The sequence below is a fragment of the Streptomyces sp. NPDC107654 genome (genome assembly GCF_055639035.1).
Genome location: NZ_JBVKBI010000021.1, coordinates 26,028 through 44,649 on the forward strand (window position 1 = coordinate 26,028; position 18,622 = coordinate 44,649).

The 18,622-nt window shown below is 71.1% G+C and carries 14 protein-coding genes; 5 read left to right on the forward strand and 9 right to left on the reverse strand.

The features are described 5' to 3' along the window. Positions 1 to 261 precede the first annotated feature (261 nt). Both ACZ7N4_RS29520 and ACZ7N4_RS29525 read right to left on the reverse strand, forming a co-directional pair. Positions 262 to 576: a hypothetical protein gene (locus tag ACZ7N4_RS29520; RefSeq protein WP_471363829.1), complete on the reverse strand. Its 315-nt coding sequence runs from the start codon at positions 574 to 576 to the stop codon at positions 262 to 264. Between the two features lie 211 nt (positions 577 to 787). Next, positions 788 to 1,273 (reverse strand): hypothetical protein, encoded by a 486-nt coding sequence (locus ACZ7N4_RS29525; protein WP_471363832.1) that lies wholly within the window; start codon positions 1,271 to 1,273, stop codon positions 788 to 790. Between the two features lie 472 nt (positions 1,274 to 1,745). On the opposite strand from ACZ7N4_RS29525, the gene ACZ7N4_RS29530 reads away from it, so the two are divergent. The 4 genes from ACZ7N4_RS29530 (at position 1,746) to ACZ7N4_RS29545 (ending at position 6,659) form a co-directional block, all read left to right on the forward strand. Next, positions 1,746 to 2,603: a hypothetical protein gene (locus tag ACZ7N4_RS29530; RefSeq protein WP_471363836.1), complete on the forward strand. Its 858-nt coding sequence runs from the start codon at positions 1,746 to 1,748 to the stop codon at positions 2,601 to 2,603. Positions 2,604 to 2,855: 252 nt separating this feature from the next. Further along, positions 2,856 to 3,452: a TetR/AcrR family transcriptional regulator gene (locus ACZ7N4_RS29535; RefSeq protein WP_471363839.1), complete on the forward strand. Its 597-nt coding sequence runs from the start codon at positions 2,856 to 2,858 to the stop codon at positions 3,450 to 3,452. A gap of 123 nt (positions 3,453 to 3,575) precedes the next feature. Next, positions 3,576 to 4,766, forward strand: a complete 1,191-nt coding sequence (locus ACZ7N4_RS29540) for an MFS transporter (protein WP_471363842.1) — start codon at positions 3,576 to 3,578, stop codon at positions 4,764 to 4,766. 489 nt (positions 4,767 to 5,255) lie between these two features. After that, positions 5,256 to 6,659 carry an amino acid permease gene (locus tag ACZ7N4_RS29545; RefSeq protein WP_471363845.1) on the forward strand — a complete coding sequence of 468 codons (1,404 nt, stop codon included), beginning with the start codon at positions 5,256 to 5,258 and terminating at the stop codon, positions 6,657 to 6,659. Between the two features lie 181 nt (positions 6,660 to 6,840). On the opposite strand, the gene ACZ7N4_RS29550 is transcribed toward ACZ7N4_RS29545, so the two are convergent. From ACZ7N4_RS29550 to ACZ7N4_RS29575, 6 genes are all read right to left on the reverse strand, one after another. Beyond that, positions 6,841 to 6,930, reverse strand: coding sequence for a K(+)-transporting ATPase subunit F (locus ACZ7N4_RS29550; RefSeq protein ID WP_471363848.1), 90 nt, complete (start codon positions 6,928 to 6,930; stop codon positions 6,841 to 6,843). 137 nt (positions 6,931 to 7,067) lie between these two features. Beyond that, positions 7,068 to 8,366: an ArsB/NhaD family transporter gene (locus ACZ7N4_RS29555; RefSeq protein WP_471363851.1), complete on the reverse strand. Its 1,299-nt coding sequence runs from the start codon at positions 8,364 to 8,366 to the stop codon at positions 7,068 to 7,070. Between the two features lie 18 nt (positions 8,367 to 8,384). Further along, the gene (locus tag ACZ7N4_RS29560; RefSeq protein WP_471363854.1) at positions 8,385 to 8,552 is read right to left on the reverse strand and encodes a hypothetical protein; all 168 of its coding nucleotides are present in this window, start codon (positions 8,550 to 8,552) and stop codon (positions 8,385 to 8,387) included. A gap of 47 nt (positions 8,553 to 8,599) precedes the next feature. Next, positions 8,600 to 9,064, reverse strand: coding sequence for a CBS domain-containing protein (locus ACZ7N4_RS29565; protein ID WP_471363857.1), 465 nt, complete (start codon positions 9,062 to 9,064; stop codon positions 8,600 to 8,602). Between the two features lie 315 nt (positions 9,065 to 9,379). Beyond that, entirely contained in the window at positions 9,380 to 14,278 is a 4,899-nt protein-coding gene (locus tag ACZ7N4_RS29570) for a DNA repair ATPase (RefSeq protein ID WP_471363860.1), read from the reverse strand. A 91-nt stretch (positions 14,279 to 14,369) separates the two neighbouring features. Further along, on the reverse strand, positions 14,370 to 16,403 hold the full coding sequence (locus ACZ7N4_RS29575; RefSeq protein WP_471363863.1) for a flotillin family protein: 2,034 nt from the start codon (positions 16,401 to 16,403) through the stop codon (positions 14,370 to 14,372). 274 nt (positions 16,404 to 16,677) lie between these two features. On the opposite strand from ACZ7N4_RS29575, the gene ACZ7N4_RS29580 reads away from it, so the two are divergent. Next, positions 16,678 to 17,736, forward strand: a complete 1,059-nt coding sequence (locus ACZ7N4_RS29580; protein WP_471363866.1) for a PucR family transcriptional regulator — start codon at positions 16,678 to 16,680, stop codon at positions 17,734 to 17,736. A 186-nt stretch (positions 17,737 to 17,922) separates the two neighbouring features. Here the strand turns inward: ACZ7N4_RS29580 and ACZ7N4_RS29585 are convergent, their stop codons facing one another. Continuing rightward, positions 17,923 to 18,594 (reverse strand): hypothetical protein, encoded by a 672-nt coding sequence (locus ACZ7N4_RS29585; RefSeq protein WP_471363869.1) that lies wholly within the window; start codon positions 18,592 to 18,594, stop codon positions 17,923 to 17,925. Positions 18,595 to 18,622 lie beyond the last annotated feature (28 nt).

Here is an 18,622-nt window from a genome sequence, read left to right on the forward strand (position 1 = left end):
CTGGTCGACGACGCTGGCAGCGTGGTGAAGGCCAGCGGGGGTGCAGCGAGGCACACGCGCGCCTGGTCGGTCGACGCACCCGCCATCGTGGCTGACTATCGTCGGCTGAGGTTCGTGCCACAACCGTGCCAGATGCAGGGGTCAGCCTCGGTCAGCACCGGTGCCCCGCGGTCGAGCACCCGCCCCCTTCCTCGGCCGGTGAAGCCGCAGATCAGGCGCGAGATCACCCAGCCTCTCTCCTAAAGTGGTTGTCCAGCCCGCTCACCGAGTCCACACCCGCTGGAACTCCTCTGCCGGGATGGTCTCCAGCGGGTCCTCTTCAGGGTCGATCGCTTGGTCCGTCAGGAAGCCATGTTCGTCCTCCAGGTGCTGCCAGCTGTACCGGTGGAGTTGGCCGGCCGAAGTCAGCTCGGCTTGCTTGACGGCGATCAACTCGCCGCGGTCGAGTACGGCCTCGAAGTACCACAAGCCGCCGTCCTCGTCAGCATGGCGGAAGTGGTGCCGCTGGTTGGCGTTCTCATCGAGTGCCCGGAAGTACGCCACGGTCTCTGCTTTGATGCGCTCCAGGTCAACCACGGGGTCATCGTGCCAGCGAGCGCGCGCGGGTTGCTCCGCTCTGACATCCACGCGTGACATCAACAACGCCGGACGCCAGCAGTCCTGGGCGGCCCGACACGGCCAGTGTGACCGGGTGGTTCCCCGGCAGTACCGAGGAGCGATCGAACTCCTAAAGCGGTGCTCGCACGACGCCGCGGCTGACACGGCAGCGGCAGAGTGTCAGCGGGGCTCAGTCCTCGCCTACCTGCAGCAACACCACGGCGAAGGACCCGCCGGTCCCGGCAACAACCCCATCGAAGGTATGCCGGGTGACCGGGTTCCACGCTCGTGCTCCGGGCGAGAGGTCGGTGATGTTCGTGTACCAGGCGGCCTCATAGCCCAGCAGACGGACAACTCGTTCCGCCGCTCTACGGGCGTGGGCGCGGTCTCGGCGTGCTGAGCCCGGGAACACGAGGTCGTAGGTCGCCAGGTAGGCCAAGAGCTCCGCTGCGCGCTCAGCGTCGATCTGCAAGAGAGCGTCGTCGATCTCTACTTTTGTGTCCGGGCCAACTGCACCTTCCACTGCATACTGCTTCCAAGCCTCCTCGGCCTCGGCGGCCACTTGGCGAACGAGTCCCGGAACGGATCCGCTGGCCTGGTCGACCACACGGCCGAAGACCCCGTCTTCTCGCGACAGAGAGCCCGTAAGAGCACACAGTTCCGCAGCTACGTCCACCGTGCCATTCTCTACTGGGCCAGCCCCGAGCCGGCCATGGCTGTGCCGCATCGTGCGATCCGGCGGTGAGTGTCTAACTGCGTGACAACGCCGACGGACAGCGGCGGACAAGCACGGACGCCCGCGGACTATCGCCGCAGGTGAAAGGCGCACTCGCTGCAGGTCGAGCCTCCGCCCAAGTTGCTTCGGGACGAAGAGGTCGTGGGTTCAAATCCCGCCACCCCGACGCTGGTCAGAGGCCCATTCACGTGATTGCGAATGGGCCTCTGATGTATGTACAGCACCGGAGTACAGCAACCGCTATGAATCTTGCCGACCGCCCGGGTCCGACGGATCTTCCTGCTTGCGTTTCCCCTTCTTCCAGCCCGGAGCCGGGGCATCCGTTCCCGTGGGCTGCTGGATGCAGTCCGAGTTGGCCGCTGGTTCCTCGAGTTCGACGGCCTCTCGCAGCCCCGCAGCTACGGTCCTGTGTATGACGCTCTCGGTATCCACTAATCAGGCCGTTGACCTACGCGTGCAGGCAGTTGACGAGGTTCCGGATCGCGTGGCCCGGTCACTGCAGGTGCGTTTCCTACCGGACACGGTGGTGCGCAAGCGTCGGTCCGTGGGAGCACGGACCGACCGCGAGACCTGGATCCGCATCGAGCGACGCCTGGTCGACAGAATCACCGATCAAGGATGGAACGGCGCGGAGTGCGCCGCCCGCCTGGACGGCGTCGCCCGGCCGGCATGGCGGGGATGCCTGGTCTGGAGGGACACGAACGAACAGGTGATGTGGCGGGCCGACGAAACTGAGCTCCTGCCCGCCGCTCCAGTCGGAAACGCCATTCTGAGTGGGGCCCCGGAACTCCCGGACGAGTGGTGGGACGCGTTGCACGCCTCTCTGGACGCGCTGGCAGCACACCAGACAAGGCGGGTCGCCACACCGGACACCGAGACCATCACGCAGACGTCGGTCACCGCAGCCATTCGGGCTGCCTTCCCCGGCGATTTCGATACGACCGTCCAGCGTTGGGTGCCGGCTCACGCCGACCTGAACTGGGCCAACGTCACGGCGCCGGTGTTCAGCCTCTTCGACTGGGAGGACTGGGGGAACGCCCCACAGGGACTGGACTCGGCCTCGCTGTGGGCGAGCTCGCTTGCCATCCCGTCCTTGGCCGATCGTGTACGGCGGGAGCGTCGGCAGGGCTTCGAGAGCCGGGACGGCAAGCTGATGACGCTGTTCGTCTGCTCGAAGATCCTTGGTCCGTACGCGCACCCTGAGGACCCCCGGCTGGAGCCTGCACAGCGCGTGGCCGAGCAGGTCATTGAAGAGCTTCAGGCGGACTGATCACGTGAGCGGTCGCGGAGGAGCTTCTGGTACTCCTGGACGGTCGGCTCCTCCACTGCAGCCGCCAGGGCTGCATTCGCCCGTGGGAAGGCTGCGGGAGTGGCGCGTTCAGAAGGAGGAGCTTCGGAACGCCGGTGAGGGGACGAGATAGTCCCGCCGGCACGCCCCGCACTGCCGGCCTCAGGTGGTAGTGAGCGGCAGGCTTGTGAGCGTGTATTGCAACGATCGATCCAAAATGGTTAAGCTGGCCGCATGGCGCGACCGCGGATGTTCGACGAGGAACGAGCCCTGGACGCGGCGATGCGCACGTTCTGGGAGAAGGGCTACGAGGCCACTTCCACCCAGGACCTGTGCGAAGCCACCGGGCTGGGGCGCAGCAGCATCTACAACGCGTTCAAGAGCAAGCACGACCTGTTCGAGCGAGCACTGGCCTACTACATCGACACCATGACCACCGCCCAGCTGGCCGTCCTGGAGGACACGCGGCGCCGTGCCGCCGACCGCATCCGCGGCCTGTTCGCCATGGTCGTCGACGGCGAGACCGAGCACCGGGCCGGCGGCCGCATCCTGGGGTGCCTGACCGTGAACACCACGGTCGAACTGGCCGCTCGCGACAGCAGGGCGGCGGAACTGCTGGAGCGCGACACAGCCCGCAGGCTCGCGGTGCTGCGCGCGGTGATCGAGGAGGGTCGCCGTGACGGCAGCATCACCTCCCAGCGGGACGCCGGAGCGCTGGCCCGCTTCATCAACGCAGCGATCGGCGGTATGCGCATCTCCAGCCAGGGCGGCGCCGACCGGACCGCACTGGAGTCGATCGCCGAAGTCACCCTCGACGCGCTGACCCACTGACCACTCGCCACCCGGGCGATGCCTACACATGTCCGCGTTTTGAACTGATCGATTCATAACGTTCTTCATCACCACGCCACCCGGCCCACGCCGGTCGGCGTCGACCTCCAAGGAGACAAGACCGTGCCCCGTGCCGTATACGTCCTGGCACTCGGCATCTTCGCCATGGTGACCAGTGAGTTCGTGGTCGCCGGACTGATGCCGCAGATGGCCGACGGCCTGAACGCCACCATCCCGCAGATCGGCTACCTCATCACCGCGTTCGCGGTGGCCATGGCGGCCGGAGGGCCGTTCCTCACCGTGGCTCTCATGAAACTCCCGCCGCGGACGGCACTGATGGCGCTGTTCGTCATCTTCCTGGCGGGCAACGTCCTGGCTGCCACGGCGACCGGCTATTCCACGATGATGGTCGCGCGGATCATCACCGGCATCGCCTCACAGGCCTTCTTCGGCGTGGGTATCTCGATGTGCGCCCAGATCACCCGCCCCGAGGTCCGCGGCCGCGCGATCGCTGTCGCGATGAACGGCCTCATGCTCGGCACCCTGCTCGGGCTGCCCATCTCCACCCTGGTCGGCGAGCGTTTCGGCTGGCGCGCGGCGTTCTGGACCATCACCGCCATCACCGTGATCGCCGCCGTGGCCACTTGGTTCGGCGTCCCCCGCATCGAACGCGTCGAGGGCGGGGGCGGATTCCGGCAAGAGGTCGGCGTCTTCACGAAGCCCAAGCTGTGGCTGGTGCTGTCCACCAGCACGCTCATCATCGGCGCCACCTTCTCCGCCTTCAGCTACTTCAACCCCATCCTCACCGACCTCGCCGGCTTCTCCACCGGCACCGTCCCTCTCCTGCTGATCGCCTACGGCGCCGCCACCGTCGTCGGCAACAACATCGTCGGCCGCTTCGCCGACCGGCACACCGTCCTCGTCCTCGCCGTCGGCCTCGTCCTCAACACCGTGTTCCTGACCGGCTTCGCCCTGCTCGCCGACCTGCCCGCACCGGCCGTCGTCTGCATGATGGGCATCGGCCTGGTCGGCGTCACCATGAACCCGGCCATGGCGACCCGCGTCCAGCGAACCGGAAACGCCGGCCCGCTGGTCAACACCGTCCACTCCTCCTTCATCACCCTCGGCATCATCCTCGGCTCCTCCATCGGCGCCGTCGTGCTCGACGCCTGGGGACTGCGCGCCCCGCTCTGGCTCGGCGCGATCATGGCACTGCTGGGCCTGGCCACTGTCCTGCCCGACCTCGCCCGCCGCTCCACCCCCGCGACGCGCCCTGCCTCCCCGCGCCCTGCCGAACAGACAGAACCGGTGTGAGCCATTGCGTCACCCGGCAAGGCGGCGGCAGCACAAGGCGGCGGTAGCGGATGACCGTCACGGCAATGCCGGTGACGGCAAGGAAGTGCTCGGCCTCGCGCTCGTAACGGCGGTGCAGGCGACGGAAGCCGCCCAGCCGGCTCACGGTGCGTCAACAGATCACCGGTGTCTCCCCAGCCGAGTCGAAGGCTCGACGCCCTTACGGGCGATACGGGGGTGTGATACTCCGGCTGCCAAGCCGCATCAGCGAGGGGTCGTAGTCGTAACCCTTGTCGGTGACCAGTCCAACTCGCCCTTGCGGCGGACGAGTTCGTCCAGCAGCAGCCGCACGGGGCGGTCGCGCCTGGACCGTCTTCGACGGTAGTGGAGGATGCCGCGACCCGAAGCGGCAGGTCAGTGCCCCGGCGGCCGGACGTAGTGTTGTCGCCGGTGTGCCGGGAAGTCGGGTCGGCGAGGTCCCTCCTGATTCTGCCGACGAGAGGTCTTCGCGTGTCTGCCACCAGTCGGGCTGCCGTTCCATCGGCGCTCCCCGTCTCCTCGCGCGGTCGTGCTCCGCGCCGTTCCGTTCTGTTCTTCGCCTTCGCCTTCGCCGTGATCGCCGACCCGGTGTCCTCCGTCGCCTACGCGATCGAGGCGGCGCTGCGGGCACTGCACGGGGACCTCGCGTTGCTGCTGCCCACGATGAGCCTGGTGATCGGGCTGGTCGTCGTGGTCACCGCCAACTACTGGCAGTTGGTGCGTCGCTTCCCCAAGGGCGGAGGAGCGGCGGCGGCGGCAGCCCGGGCGTTCGGGCCGCGATGGACGTTCCTGCCCATCGGCGCGTTGGTGGTCGACTTCGTCCTGACCATCGGCATCTCGATCTCCGCCGCGGCCAGCGCCGTGATCGCTCTCTTCCCTGCACTCGCGCCTGTCCGCCTGGTCCTGGCTCTGGCGCTCCTCCTGCTGGTGGCCGGGCTGACCTGGTTCGGGCACGTCGGGCGGCTGCTGTTCGCCGTCATGACCGCGGCGTTCGTGGCGGTGTCCGTGGCCGTGCTGATCCTCGGCTTCGCCGCGCCCGATGGCACGGCCCACGCGGCCCCGACCACCGGACCCGGGCACTCGGCCGTGCTCGCGGTGGTCCTCGCCTTCCCGGTCGCCATGGCACTGGCCACCGGCGTGGAGGCACCGTCCACCGCGATCGCGCAGCTCGGTCAGCTCGACGACACCCGTCGCCGACGCTTCGGCCGTGGCACGCTGGCCCTCCTGGTGGTCATCGTGGGCGGGCTCACCCTGGCGCTGACCGCGCTGGCCGTACGGCTGCACATCGGCGTGCCGGGCGCCGACTCGACGCAGATCGCCGACATCGCCCGCGCCGCGGCCGGACCGGGCCGGCTCTACGGCGCCTTCCAGCTCACCAGCTCGCTGCTGCTGCTCGCCGCCGCCAGTTCCTCCTTCCAGGCCGGCCCCGGGCTGCTGAAGGCCCTGTCCGGCAGCTCCGAGCGGCCCGGCGTGCTGCCTCCGGTCCTCGGCCGGGCCAACCGCCACCACACGCCGTACTGGTCCGTGGTGGTCTACCTGGTGGCCGCGGCGGTCGTCATCGTCGCGGCTGCGGGGCAGGAACAGGAGCTCGTCCTCTTCTACGCGGTCGCCGTCTTCGTCAGCTTCCTGGTGGGCCTGCTCGCCATGACCCGCTTCGCGCGCGACGCGGGCAAGACCGCGCTGGCCTGGGCCAACGGGATCGCCGCGGCCGCTGTGGCATTCACCCTCGTGGTGAACCTGCTGCGCGGCCGGCCGGTGCTGTCGATGGTGGCCGCGCTTCTCATCGCCGGCGGCCTGTACATCCGCTGGAACCGGGCCGGACGGCCCACGGGTATCGAGGACGTCGAGGCAGGGGCAGAGGCAGAGGCGGCCTGATCGTGAGACGGTCTCCCAGGACTCGGCTCGGGCGGCCCTTCCGGGTTCCGGCCGGGTGACGGGCCGTTCAGGACGCGCAGGCCCTCCAGGACTCGCGGCCGGGAACCTGCGGCCGCGAGTCCCGAGGTCGGCCTTCGGGCCCCGGCGGTACGTCCCACAGCCGCTACGTGCGGTGGGACCGTCAGAACTTCCCCGGGAACCTGATCGCCAGGACGAGGTATCCGACCCAGCAGACCGCGACGATCGACCCCACGATGTGTGCGGCGTCCACCGATACCCGGCTCCTCGCGTTCGCCGGGGGCCGTCCGCGATGTGCCGCGCCGGCGTCCCTGCTCCCAGGGAAGCGGTTCGGTGGTTGCCGTGCGACGCCTCGGCGGAGCTCTGACGCGCTGTCGTCCGTTCCGGCCGTCACGCCAGGGCGAAGTAGCGGAGCCACACGTAGGCCAGGGCGATGGCCACCGTCGCGGCCGTGACGACCAGGCCGTACTTGGTGAACTGCCAGAAGGAGATGGGCTGCCGGTTGCGTTCGGCGATGCCGAGGACCACGACGTTCGCACTGGCCCCGATGGCGGTGGCGTTGCCGCCGAGGTCGGTGCCCAGGGCGAGGGCCCACCACAGGACGTGGCCCGAGGAGCCGCCCATGTCGTGGACCAGGTCGCTGGTGATGGGTGCCATGGTGGCGACGTAGGGGATGTTGTCGACGATCCCGGACAGCACCGCCGAACCACCGAGCAGGATCATCGAACCGCCCAGTTCGCTGCCCCCGATGGCCTTCGCCAGCTGGGAGGAGATCTCGCCGACGACGCCGGTGTCGATGAGGCCACCGATCATGATGAACAGGCCGGCGAAGAAGGCCAGCGTGGGCCACTCCACCTCGGCGAGGACGTCGTGGGTCTCCACCGACGACAGCGCGACCAACAGCCCGGCGCCCAACAGGGCCACGATGCTGGGCTCGTAGTGCAGGACGGGGTGCAGGACGAAGCCGGCCACCACCAGGGCCAGCACGATCAGGCCCTGGAGCAGCAGGCGCCGGTCCTTGATGGCCTCGCCCTCTTCCAGCGCCATGATCTCGGCGGCGCGTTCCTCATCGTAGACGAACGACGTACGGAACATCACCCGGCACAGCAGCAGGAGGACGACGACCAGCACGGCGGACAGCGGGGCGAGGTGCACGAGGAAGTCGTTGAAGGTCAGGCCGGCCCGGCTGGCGATGATGATGTTCGGCGGGTCGCCGACCAGGGTGGCCGTGCCGCCGATGTTCGACGCGAACACCTCGGCGATCAGGAACGGGGCGGCGGGCAGGGCCATGCGCTCGCACACCAGCAGGGTCACCGGGGCGATCAGCAGGACCGTCGTCACGTTGTCGAGCAGGGCCGAGGCGAGCGCCGTGATGACGACGAGCATGGCCATGACCCGGAAGGGCTGGACGCGGGCACGCTTGACCGCCCAGATCGCCAGGTACTCGAACATGCCGGTCTTCTTCAGCACGCCGACGATCATCATCATGCCCATGAGCAGGAAGACGACGTTCCAGTCGATGCCGGAGTCCTCGGAGTAGAACGCCGAGACGTCGTCGGTCGCGCCGAGGGCCAGCATCAGGCCCGCGCCGCCGAGCGCGACGGCGACGCGGTGGATCTTCTCGCTGATGATCAGGGCGTAGGCGCCGGTGAAGACGGCGATCGCCGCCCAGCTGTGCCAGTCGTTCACGGTCCTCCGGTCGGTCGCTCACTCGGTCCGGGCGCCCCGCGCGGTGGCCGGTGCACGGTCATGGTCGTCGTCGTGGCCGTCGTCGTCCGGGATGCCGACGAGGTCCTCCACGTCGAACATGCGGGCGACCGGTACGTCGGTGGAGCTGTGCGCGACGACCGGAAGGGCGTGGTTGCCCGTGGGCACGCCGGGCACCGCTCGTTGCCGGTCTGCGGCGACGAGCCCCCGGCGGCTCAGTCGGCGGTCACGGCGAGCAGGCGCTCCAGCAGGTGGGAAGCGGTGATGACGCCGAGCAGGCGGGTGCCCTGGGCGTCATGGTCCACCACGGCCACCAGAGGGCTGCGTACCTCTGCCATCTGCGCGGCGATCTCCAGCGCGGTGTCGTCGGGCGCGGCGACCACGGGGGCCGGAGTCCTCTTCGACAGGCAGTCGCGCACCTTGCGGCCGGCCAGGGCCTCGCAGAGCCGGTCGGCGTGCCGCTCGTCGACCACCGCTGCCAGGGTCGGGTCCTCGATGACGTACTCCGGCACCAGGATCCTGACCATCTGGGAGGCGGGCAGGACCGCTCTCGGCTCGCCGTCGCCGTCCACGACCAGCAGGGCGGGCAACCGGTGTTCGGCCATCAGCCGCGCCGCGCCCAGGGCGTCGCTGTCCAGGCCGACCGTCTCGTACTCGACCGCCAAGTCACGCGCTCGCACAACCGGCTCCTGTCCCCGTCGTACCGTCTCCCGGACGGCCGTCCCCGCGGGACCGGCCACCCGTACGGGCACGATACCGCCGGGCCGCTCGCCGAGCGCCGCCCGCCGAGCACTCGTCCTCACTCCCGCTCACGCGGGAAGGCGGCGCGGCCGGCGTGCGCCCTGCGCCGGACCTCGGGGCAGCGCGCGTGGCGGGCGCCTCGGTCCGCGGGCCCTGGGTGCCTCCCCCCATGCGGCGCCGGTCGCGCCGGACCAGCACCACGGTGTCGACGGCGACGATCAGCACGGCGACACCCACGGGGATCAGGAACGGCATCATGGCTGCTCCAGGTCTCCGGCGGCGTGCCGTCCTCGCGGCTGGGCGGGCACCATGCGGGGACCGGTGGCGCGGGTGATGGCGGCCTCGACCGCGGCCACGCGGTCGGCGAGGAGGCCGAGAGCGGCGACGGCGCGGGCGAGCGGGTCGTCCTCCGGGCCGCCGAGCGTCTGGGCACGGACGTAGGCCGCCTTCACCTCCGTCCAGCGGGCTGCCCGGTCGGCGGTGAGCGTGCCGCGCAGCTCGGCCAGCTTCAGCAGGTTGGTCTCGGCGCCCGTGGTCAGGGTCTGGGCCTCGGCCCGGTAGTGGTCGTCGATCAGGGTCGCCAGTTCGTCGTCGTTCATGACCGGCTGGACCCGCTGGGCGATCTTGTTCATGTTCCGGTAGGAGCCCTGGAGCCGGAAGGGCGGTTCGGTGCGGGTCGGGTCCGACTGGGCGGCCGAGGCGATGTAGGCCGCGTTGACCGCCAGGACCGTCTCCCGGACTGTCAGCAGGTGCCGCAGGACCGCCAGGATCCGCTCCAGCTCGGCGGGCGCGTACGGGTGGGCCGGCCGGGCGGATCCGGCCGTCGGATCGCCCTGGGCCAGGCGGAGCAGCAGGGCGAGGTCGGCACGGTCGCGGCCGGCCAGCGGGGCGAGGACCGGGTTGGCGGTGAGCGCGTTCTCGATGAAGCTCAGGCCGAAGACGTCCTGCTTGCCGCTCAGGACGTCGCCGAGGTTCCACACGTCGGCGCGGTTGGCGAGCATGTCCGGCACCTGGAAGCGGCTGCCGGACTCGGTGTAGGGGTTGCCGGCCATGCAGACCGCGAACCGCTTGCCGCGCAGGTCGTAGGTGCGCGGTTCACCGTCGCGGACGCCGTCGATGCGGCGGGTGGCGTCGCACAGCGGGATGAACTTCTGCAGGAGTTCCGGTGAGGTGTGCTGGATGTCGTCCAGGTGGAGGAGGGTGTTGTTGCCCGCCTCCAACGCGAAGTTGATCTTCTCGACCTCCTGGCGTGCGGTGGCGTTCGGGGCCTCGGCGGGGTCGAGCGAGGTGACGGCGTGGCCGAGCGCCGGACCGCTGACCTTCACCAGCATCAGGCCCAGGCGGTCGGCGACGTACTCCACGAGGGTCGTCTTGCCGTAGCCGGGCGGGGACAGGAGCAGCAGCAGGCCGCCGGTGTCGGTGCGCTTGGTGTGGCCCTTGGTGCCCAGTTGCCTGGCCAGGCTGTCGCCGATGAGCGGCAGGTAGACCTCGTCCACGAGCCGGTTGCGGACGAAGGAGGACATGACGTGGGGGCGGTGGTCGTCCAGGCGCAGGCGGGCGCGTTCGGCGGCCACCAGGGCGGTGCGCCGCCGCTGGTAGGCGCGGTGGGCGGGCACGTCCTGCTCCGCGAAGCGGGCCGTGCGGGCGAGGAAGTCGTCCAGCCGCAGGGCAAGTCGGCGGGCGGTGACGCGGGGGTGCGTGCCGAGCAGGCCCTCGGCGGTCGCGGTGAGCGGGGCGTCGCCGTCGTAGCGCGACAGTTCGGGGCAGAGTTCGGCCGCCACGGCCTCGGCCAGATCACCCGGGGCGAGGTCCATGCCGCCGGCCGCCGCGTACGAGGACAGCCACGCCTCGACCAGCTGGCGGCGGGCGGGCAGGTCGTCCAGTGCGGTCAGGTCGTCGGCGTAGGCACTCGTGCCGGCCGTGCGGCGGAACGCGTCCAGCAGGGTGCGGGCGCTCGCGCCGAGGACGAAACCGCCGGGAGCGGTCGTCAGTTCCTCGAAGAGGTAGGAGGCGGCGGCCGCCGCGTACTCCGCGCCGATCTCCTCCGCCAGCTCCCGCTCCAGATCGGCGACGGCGGGTGCCGGACCGAACGTGTCCCGGGCGCGGGCCAGCGACAGAGCCCGCCGGGTCCACGCCTGGCGTGCCCCGGGGGTGGTGCCGTGGGTCCAGAAGAGCTGGGCGGCGGCGCGGGCGGCGCCTTCGTGGCGCAGGGCACCGGCTGCCTCGTACAGGGGCAGGAGCGCGGTGAGGATGAGCGTCGCGTCGTGGTCGTGTACGCCGGTCTCGTAGCCCTCGTCGTACGCCTCCTGTGCCGCTGTGCGTACCAGGGCCGGGAGGTCCTCGGCCGCCGCGAGGGCGGCCGGGCCGTGTGCGCGCAGCAGGCGGGCGGCGAGGTACTCGGCGCGGTAGACCTCCGGTGACTCCGAGGGCAGGGTGCGGTGCCAGTGGGCGCGGGTGGCCGCGAAGGCGGGGTCGGTGACCGGGGCGCGGTAGTCGGTGCCGGTGACGGCGAAGGCGAGGCCGTCGCCGTGCGGGAGCAGGGTCAGGTCGAGGGGCTGGGTGTTGACGGCGAAGCGGTGGGTGCCGAGGCGGACGGTACGGCCGTCGTCGGCGTACAGGTCGGTGCGGTCGCGCAGGGCGCGGTCGGCTTCCTGGCGGGCGGACTTCAGGCGGCCGTCGAGTTCCTCGGCTCGCACGCTCTCACCGAGCGCGCGCAGCTCGTCGGCGGTGCGGCGGACCTTGGCCACCATCGGGTCGGAGGCGAACCAGGCGGCGATCGCGCCGGCGTCGGAGAGGGCGGCGCAGCGCCGGGTGACGGTCTCCAGGACGCGGCCGGCGGAGGCGGCGAGTTGCTCGGCGCGGCGGGCGCGGGCGTCGGCGAGTGACTGCTTGCGGGCGGCGAAGGCGTCGTAGACCTCGGTGCGCTTGTCGGCGAGGGCGCCGAGGAACTCGTCCGACCGCGCGAAGCGGGACTCCAGGTCCTCCAGCCTGCTCAGGAGCCGGGCGAGCTGGTCGTCGCACGCCTGCGGGGTGTCCGCGGCCGCGAGGGCCGCGGTGACGGCCTGCCCGAGCAGCGCGCTCTCGGCGGCGAACTCGGCGCGGCCCTCGTGGTCGGCCAGTGCGCGGCGGCGGGCGTCGAGGGTGGCACGGGCCCGGTTGACGCCGGCCAGCACCCCGGCGATGCGCTCCAGGACGGACGTACGGACCGTGGCGTCCCCCGTGTCCAGGGCGGCGACGACGTCCGTGACCGTGCGGAGGGTGTCGCCGAGTTCGTCCAGCCTGGCGGCCACCGGGGCCGCCTCTGCCGCGGTGGTGATGGCCTCGGCGTCGGCGACGAGCTCTTCGACCTCCCTCCGCGGGCCGGCGAAGGCGTCCTCGCGGGCCAGGAAGACCACGGCCCGCTGCCCGAGAGCGGCCAGGTCGGCCTCCGCCTGGCCGGCGAGGGCGTCGAGGCGGGTGCCGTCCGCGTACCGCATCTCCTTGAGGGTCAGCAGGTGGCCGTGGGCGTGCCGCAGCTCGGTCAGCCCCCGCACCCAGGCCGCGGCCTCGTCCGGTGCCTCGCCGCGCAGGCGGCGCACGACGGAGGCGATCCGCTCGGCGGCCTCGTCCAGGGCGTCGGCGGCCTGCCGGGTCAGTGCTCGCACGGTCTCGAACTCGGCCAGCACCTGCTCGGCCGTCCCACGGACCGCGTCCAGCGCGCCGAGCAGGTCGCCCAGGTCGCCTTCGGCCAGCCAGTGGTGGGCGTCGGCGGCGCGCAGACAGGCGGCGGCCAGTTCCCGGTAGCCCTCGCTCGTCGAGATGTCCTCCCGGGCCAGGCCCGCGACGGACAGGCAGGCGGAGATGCCCCGCACGAGGTCGGCGTTGCCCACGCGCCCGAGCGCGCCGCTCCCGGTGAGGGCGGTGGCGACGTGGGCGTGGGAGGCGTAGGGCGAGTTCCACAGCCGCACCGGATGCACCTGCGCCGGTTCCTCACCCTCGGCACGCAGCACCGCGAAGGCGCCGTCGTCGAACAGGGCCCAGCCGCGGCAGGGAAGCGGGTTCGCGAACTCCTTGCGGATGGTGTTGTACGACAACAGCAGACCGCGGCTCTCCCCACGGGCGTGGAACGCGTACAGCACGTCCTCGCCGTTGGGCGAGCGGATCTCCCGCTCGAACTCCAGGCCGCTCGCGTCGGTTCCGTAGGTCTTGTGGGCGCCCGTGGCCAGGCAGTAGCCGCCGGGGAACACGATGCCCTGGTCCTCGGGCAGGCGGCGGCACGCCTGCCCGATGCCGTCCAGACGGACGACTGCCTTGGTGAGGGTGTTGAACACCAGGTACCTGTGGCCGTCCTCCTTGTACGGGCGTACCCGCAGCAGGATCAGGGCGCCGACGCGCGCGTGCGCGATGTCCGCGTCGGCGAGCGCCTGCAGCGGCTCGTCCACCGGCTCGCTGTGGATGCCCTCGCCCGTCTCGGTGTCGTTCTCCAGCTTGACGGTGAGCGCGCCGCCGAGGGTGGCGACGTACAGCTCGCCCTGGACGGAGACGTGCGGGTGACGGCCCAGGACATGGTCCTCACGGGTGGTCTCGGTCCAGGTGAGGTCGTACGGGGGCGGGAAGGTGTCGTCGCGTTCGCCGCGCGCGTCCAGGAACGCCGGCCGGCCGGTCTCGTCCAGGGCCCAGCGCAGCACGCGGATGTCGTCGGTCTTCTCGCCGGTGCGGAAGACCGCCAGCAGTCTGCCGTCGATCCGGCGCAGCCGGAGCAGGCGGGCCTGCCGGTAGTAGCGGTGCAGGTCCGTGAACTCCCGTACGAAGAACGGGTCGTCCAGCAGGCCCGGTACGGCCGTCTGCGGCAGCCGGTTCAGGTCGCGGTCGTACAGGGCGAACACGTCGGCGACCGCCGTCTGCGGGCGGGGGCCGGGCCGGTCGCCGGCACCGACGAGCAGGACGTCCCCGACGGACACGACGTCCCGGGGCACGCACGCGTGCTCCGTCCGCAGGTGGCGGCTGCCGGCCAGCTCCAGCCGTGCCGTCCCGAACTCCTCGATGCGGCGGTCGTTGAGGAGTTCGGCACGCCGGGCGAGTTCGCCGGCCTGTGCGGTGAGCCGGTCGCGCAGCACCTCGTAGGTGCCGGCGTCGACGGCGTCGTACGCACCGGTCTCCAGGGCGGTGGCCATGGACGGTTCATCCCTTCGAGGAGGTGGCGGACGAGGGTGGTGCCGGAGCTGCCGTCCCCTGTGCGGCAGCTCCGGCACCACCCGGTCCCGGTCAGACCCTCGCCGCGCCGTCGAGGGCGGTGAGCGGGGTGTCGGCGAGGCCGAGTTCGCCCGCCTTGTCGAGGAGCTGCTGGAGGTGCCCGGCGTTCGTGCCGCCCGACTTCATCAGCCGCATCAGCAGGGCCGAGACGGTGAGGTTCTGCACGTCGGCCGTGGAGACCGGGCCGAGCATGCGGGCGAGGTCGTCGGTGAAGCTCGACGAGCCGTCCAGCCAGGGCTTCCCCAGGGTCCGCGCGGTCTCGGAGTGCTGCACGAAGGCGTCGACGCCCTTGCCGAGCGCGATCGACCCGACCAGCTTGTCGAAGAAGACCGAGTCACCGCCGACGATGTTGATGTCGGCGTTCTCCAGGCCGGTGGCGAGAACCGTGGCCTGCGCCTCGGCGACCTGGCGCTGCACGTCCAGTCCGGCCAGCCGGACGGCCTTCTCCGCCTCCAGCCGCAGCCGGTACTCCTCGTGCCCGCGGGACGCCTCGTCCAGGGCGGCCATCGCGGCGGCCTTCTCGGTGAGACCGGCGGCCTCCGCCTTGAGCTTCTCCCCGATCGCCTCCGCTTCGGCGAGGGCCTTGGCCCGCACCCCCTCGGCCTCGGCCCGCAGCCGGGCCTCCGTCGCCTCCGCCTCGGCGCGGCCGGCCTTCTCGATGACCTCCGCCTCCTTGTCGCGGACCCGTACGGCGGCCAGTCCCTCGGCGGCGGCCTCCGCCTGCACACCCTCCGCGAGCTTCAGCCTGGCCTGCGCGTCGAGGTCGGCGGTCTTCAACCGTGCCTGCGCCAAGGTCAGTTCCTCGGCGGCGCGGTGGGTGGCGGCCTGCTCGGCGGCCTCCGCGGCCTTGATGTCCTTGACCAGCTTCTCCTGCGCCTCGGCCTCCGCGGCGATGACCACGGCCTGCCGCTGCCGCTCCGCCTCCTCCACGGCGCGCAGCTTCTTGATGGCCTCCTCCTGCTCGGCGACCGTGCGGTCCACGGCGACCCGCTCGCGGATGACCTCGGCGATCTCCCGCTTCTCCGCCTCGACCTCCTTCTCGGAAGCGATCCTGGTCAGCTGGGTCTCCCGCTCACGTGCGATGACCTCCAGCAGGCGGTCCTTCTCGATCCGCTCGTTCTCGACGGCGATGACCCGCTCACGGTTCTTGGCGGCGACGGCGACCTCGCGCGCCTGGTTCTCCCGCTGCACGCCGAGCTGTTCCTCGGTCCGCAGGAAGGCGGACTGGGCACGCAGCCGCTCCTCCTCCACCACCCGCGCGGTCTCGGCCTCCTCGCGGGCCCGGGAGGTCTCGATCTCCCGCCGCTGCTTGATCTCGGCGTCCGCCTGCCGGCGCTCCAGCTCCAGGATGGCCTCGCGGGCGTCGACGTTCTGCCGGGTGATCTCCTTCTCCTCGGTGCGCTGGAACTCGTTGGTGCGCACGTGCTCGATCGTCGTCAGCTCGGTGATCTTCCGGATGCCCTGGGCGTCGAGCACGTTGGCGGGGTCGAGCTGGGTGAGCGGTGTCTGCTCCAGGTAGTCGATCGCCGCGTCCTCCAGGTGGTAGCCGTTGAGGTCGACACCGATCAACTCGATGATCTTGTAGCGGAGTTCCTCACGCTGGGTGTAGAGGTCGGTGAAGTCCATCTGCTTGCCGACGGTCTTCAGCGCCTCGGAGAACTTCGCGTGGAACAGTTCCTGCAGCGTCCGCTGGTCGCTCGCCCGCTGGGTGCCGACGGCCTGGGCGACCTTGATGACGTCCTGCACGGTCTGGTTGACCTTGACGAAGAACGAGATCCGGATGTCCGCGCGGATGTTGTCCTTGCAGATCAGGCCTTCCTTGCCGGCCCGGGTGATCTCGATGGTCTTCACCGAGATGTCCATCACCTCGGCCTTGTGCAGCACCGGCAGCACGACCTGCCCGGTGAAGGTGACATCGACCTTGCGCATCCTGGAGACGATCAGCGCCTTGCCCTGTTCCACCTTGCGGAACAGCCGGGAGACGATCAGCAGCACGACGGCGACGACGAGGAGGAGGGCGGCTGCGAGCACGCCGATGACAGTCATGGCATACGTCCTTGAGGCAGAGGCGGCCGACGAGACGGGCGCGCGTCAGTGAACGGTGCACTGCTTCGGTGCGGGTTCCGGTGCCGGAGGCCGACAGGTGGCGGGCCATCTGCCGGTGTCCGGCACCACAACCCTCCGCAGTGCTCCCCGCAGGTCATGATGAGCGACCGGCGCACGCCCGCGCATTGCCGGTGTCCGGCAGTGTTCACTAGGGTCTGCATGCCGGTGACCCGCCAAGAAAACGTCATCGGCGCGTCAAGATTCTGGGGGCGGCGTGACGGGGCGGGACATTCCCGAGCAGTATCTGGACGGCTATGCCCGCATCCTGGCCGATGTCTCGGCAACCGGCCGCCGCCTCACCCGGGAAGAGATCGACTCCCGACGGACCCTGGGCGAGCAGGCCGCGGAAGCCGGGTACGGGCTGCGGGCCCTCGTCAGCGCCCACCTGACCGCCGCACGCACCGCACGCCCGCACAGCGCCGGATCGGCCGACGGCATCCTGGCCGCCATCCACCAGGCGATAGACGCCTTCGCCGAGGGCTACGAACGCGCCCAGCACCTCGCCGTGCGCCAGGAGGAGGCCGCCCGCCGGGAGTTCATCGACGACCTGCTCTACGGCCGCAGTGACCTGGGCCGACTCGCCGAGCGCGCCGAACGCTTCGGGCTGCGCCTGTCGCACGCCCACGCCGTCGCCGTCGCGGAGGGCCCGGTGGCCTACGAGGAGGGCGCGTCGGTCGCCCGGCAGGTGGAACAGGCACTGCTGGCCCGCTTCGGCAACCGCAGCGTCCTGCTCACCACCAAGGACGGCCGGCTGCTGTGCGTCGCCCCCGGCCACGAGGACGAGGTCCTCCCCTACTTCGCCAAGCAGGCCCACGCCGCCACCGACGGTGGCACGGTCGCCATCGGCCGCCCCCAACCCGGCCCCGGCGGGGTCGTCCAGTCGTACGAGGAAGCCCTGAACGCCCTCGAACTGGCGGAGCGGCTGGGCCTGGACGACCCGGTGCTGCGCGCCGCGGACCTGCTCGTCTACCCCGTCCTGACCCGCGACCGCCAGGCCATGGCCGACCTGGTCCTCGGCACCCTGGGCCCGCTCACCACGGCCCGCGGCGGCGCGGAGCCGCTCCTCGACACGCTCACCGCCTACTTCGACTCCGGCTGCACAGCCGCCGAGGCCGCGCGCCGCCTCTCCCTCAGCGTGCGGGCCATGACCTACCGCCTGGAACGCATCCACAAGCTCACCGGCGCCAACCCCGCCGACCCCGCGCACCGTTACATGCTGCAGACCGCGGTCATCGGCGCCCGGCTGCTGGACTGGCCGGCCAAGGAGCTCTGAGGGGAACCGGAGACACGAACGTCTGCTGACGACCCTTGCGGCCCAGGCCATCACTGCCGAGGCTCCGGCGGACCGCCCGCTGGGCGCCCGCGTGGCCGTGCCGCCCCCATGACCGGACACGAAGGGGTCCGCCGTTGCCGCGCCGGTCGGCCGGGTGCCGACCGGCGCGGTGGCCTCGTCGTCCCGTCAGCCGAGGACGGAGGACGAGCCGCAGCCGAGACTGGCGCGGTCGGCCACGGTGAAGGAGATGCTTCCGGTGTTCTCCCAGATGTTGTCGATGTTGGTGAACAGCCACCTGGTGGTCAGGCTGTGGTCGGCCGACGAGAGGGTGGCGGTCCGGCCCTCCGTCCCCGGCCTGATCCGGAACCTCACCACGGTGTCGCCCAGCTTGTGCGGGGGTGTCTCCTGGGCGCTGAGGGTCGTCCCGGACAAGCTGCCGGGCCCGGTCACCGATTCCACGTGGGCCACCGCCATGACCGAGGCCAGGTTGACCCGGTGGACGTGGTTCCGCGCTCCCACGGGATTGCGTGTGGTGTCCGGTCGCCACCTGAACGTGAACGTCGACCCCGGCGCGATGCGCCCGCCGAACGGGTTCGGCGACGACGACTCGTGGATCACGCCCTCGCCCAACCGGCTGCCGAACACGTTCCGCCAGTAGAAGCGCGGGCTGAGCCACGCGTTCCCCGGCTGGACGCACTCCGGCTCACGCGCTGCCGTGGCCCGCGCCGGCGCGGCAGGCCGTGCCTTCGGCGCCGTGGCAGCGTGCGCGGGGAACGACGACGCCAGCAGCATCGGCGCGATCAGCGCCCCCAGGGCGTGTGCTCCCCGACGGCCCCGGCGGTTCTCTGTGCCGTGCACTCTTCGGCCTCTCCTTCCTCTCGACCCG

Bases quoted from the DNA above. Each gene is read 5' to 3' on its own strand.
- ACZ7N4_RS29530 (WP_471363836.1), top strand. From the start codon at position 1,746: ATGACGCTCTCGGTATCCACTAATCAGGCCGTTGACCTACGCGTGCAG.
- ACZ7N4_RS29535 (WP_471363839.1), top strand. From the start codon at position 2,856: ATGGCGCGACCGCGGATGTTCGACGAGGAACGAGCCCTGGACGCGGCG.
- ACZ7N4_RS29570 (WP_471363860.1), bottom strand. From the start codon at position 14,278: ATGGCCACCGCCCTGGAGACCGGTGCGTACGACGCCGTCGACGCCGGC.
- ACZ7N4_RS29575 (WP_471363863.1), bottom strand. From the start codon at position 16,403: ATGACTGTCATCGGCGTGCTCGCAGCCGCCCTCCTCCTCGTCGTCGCC.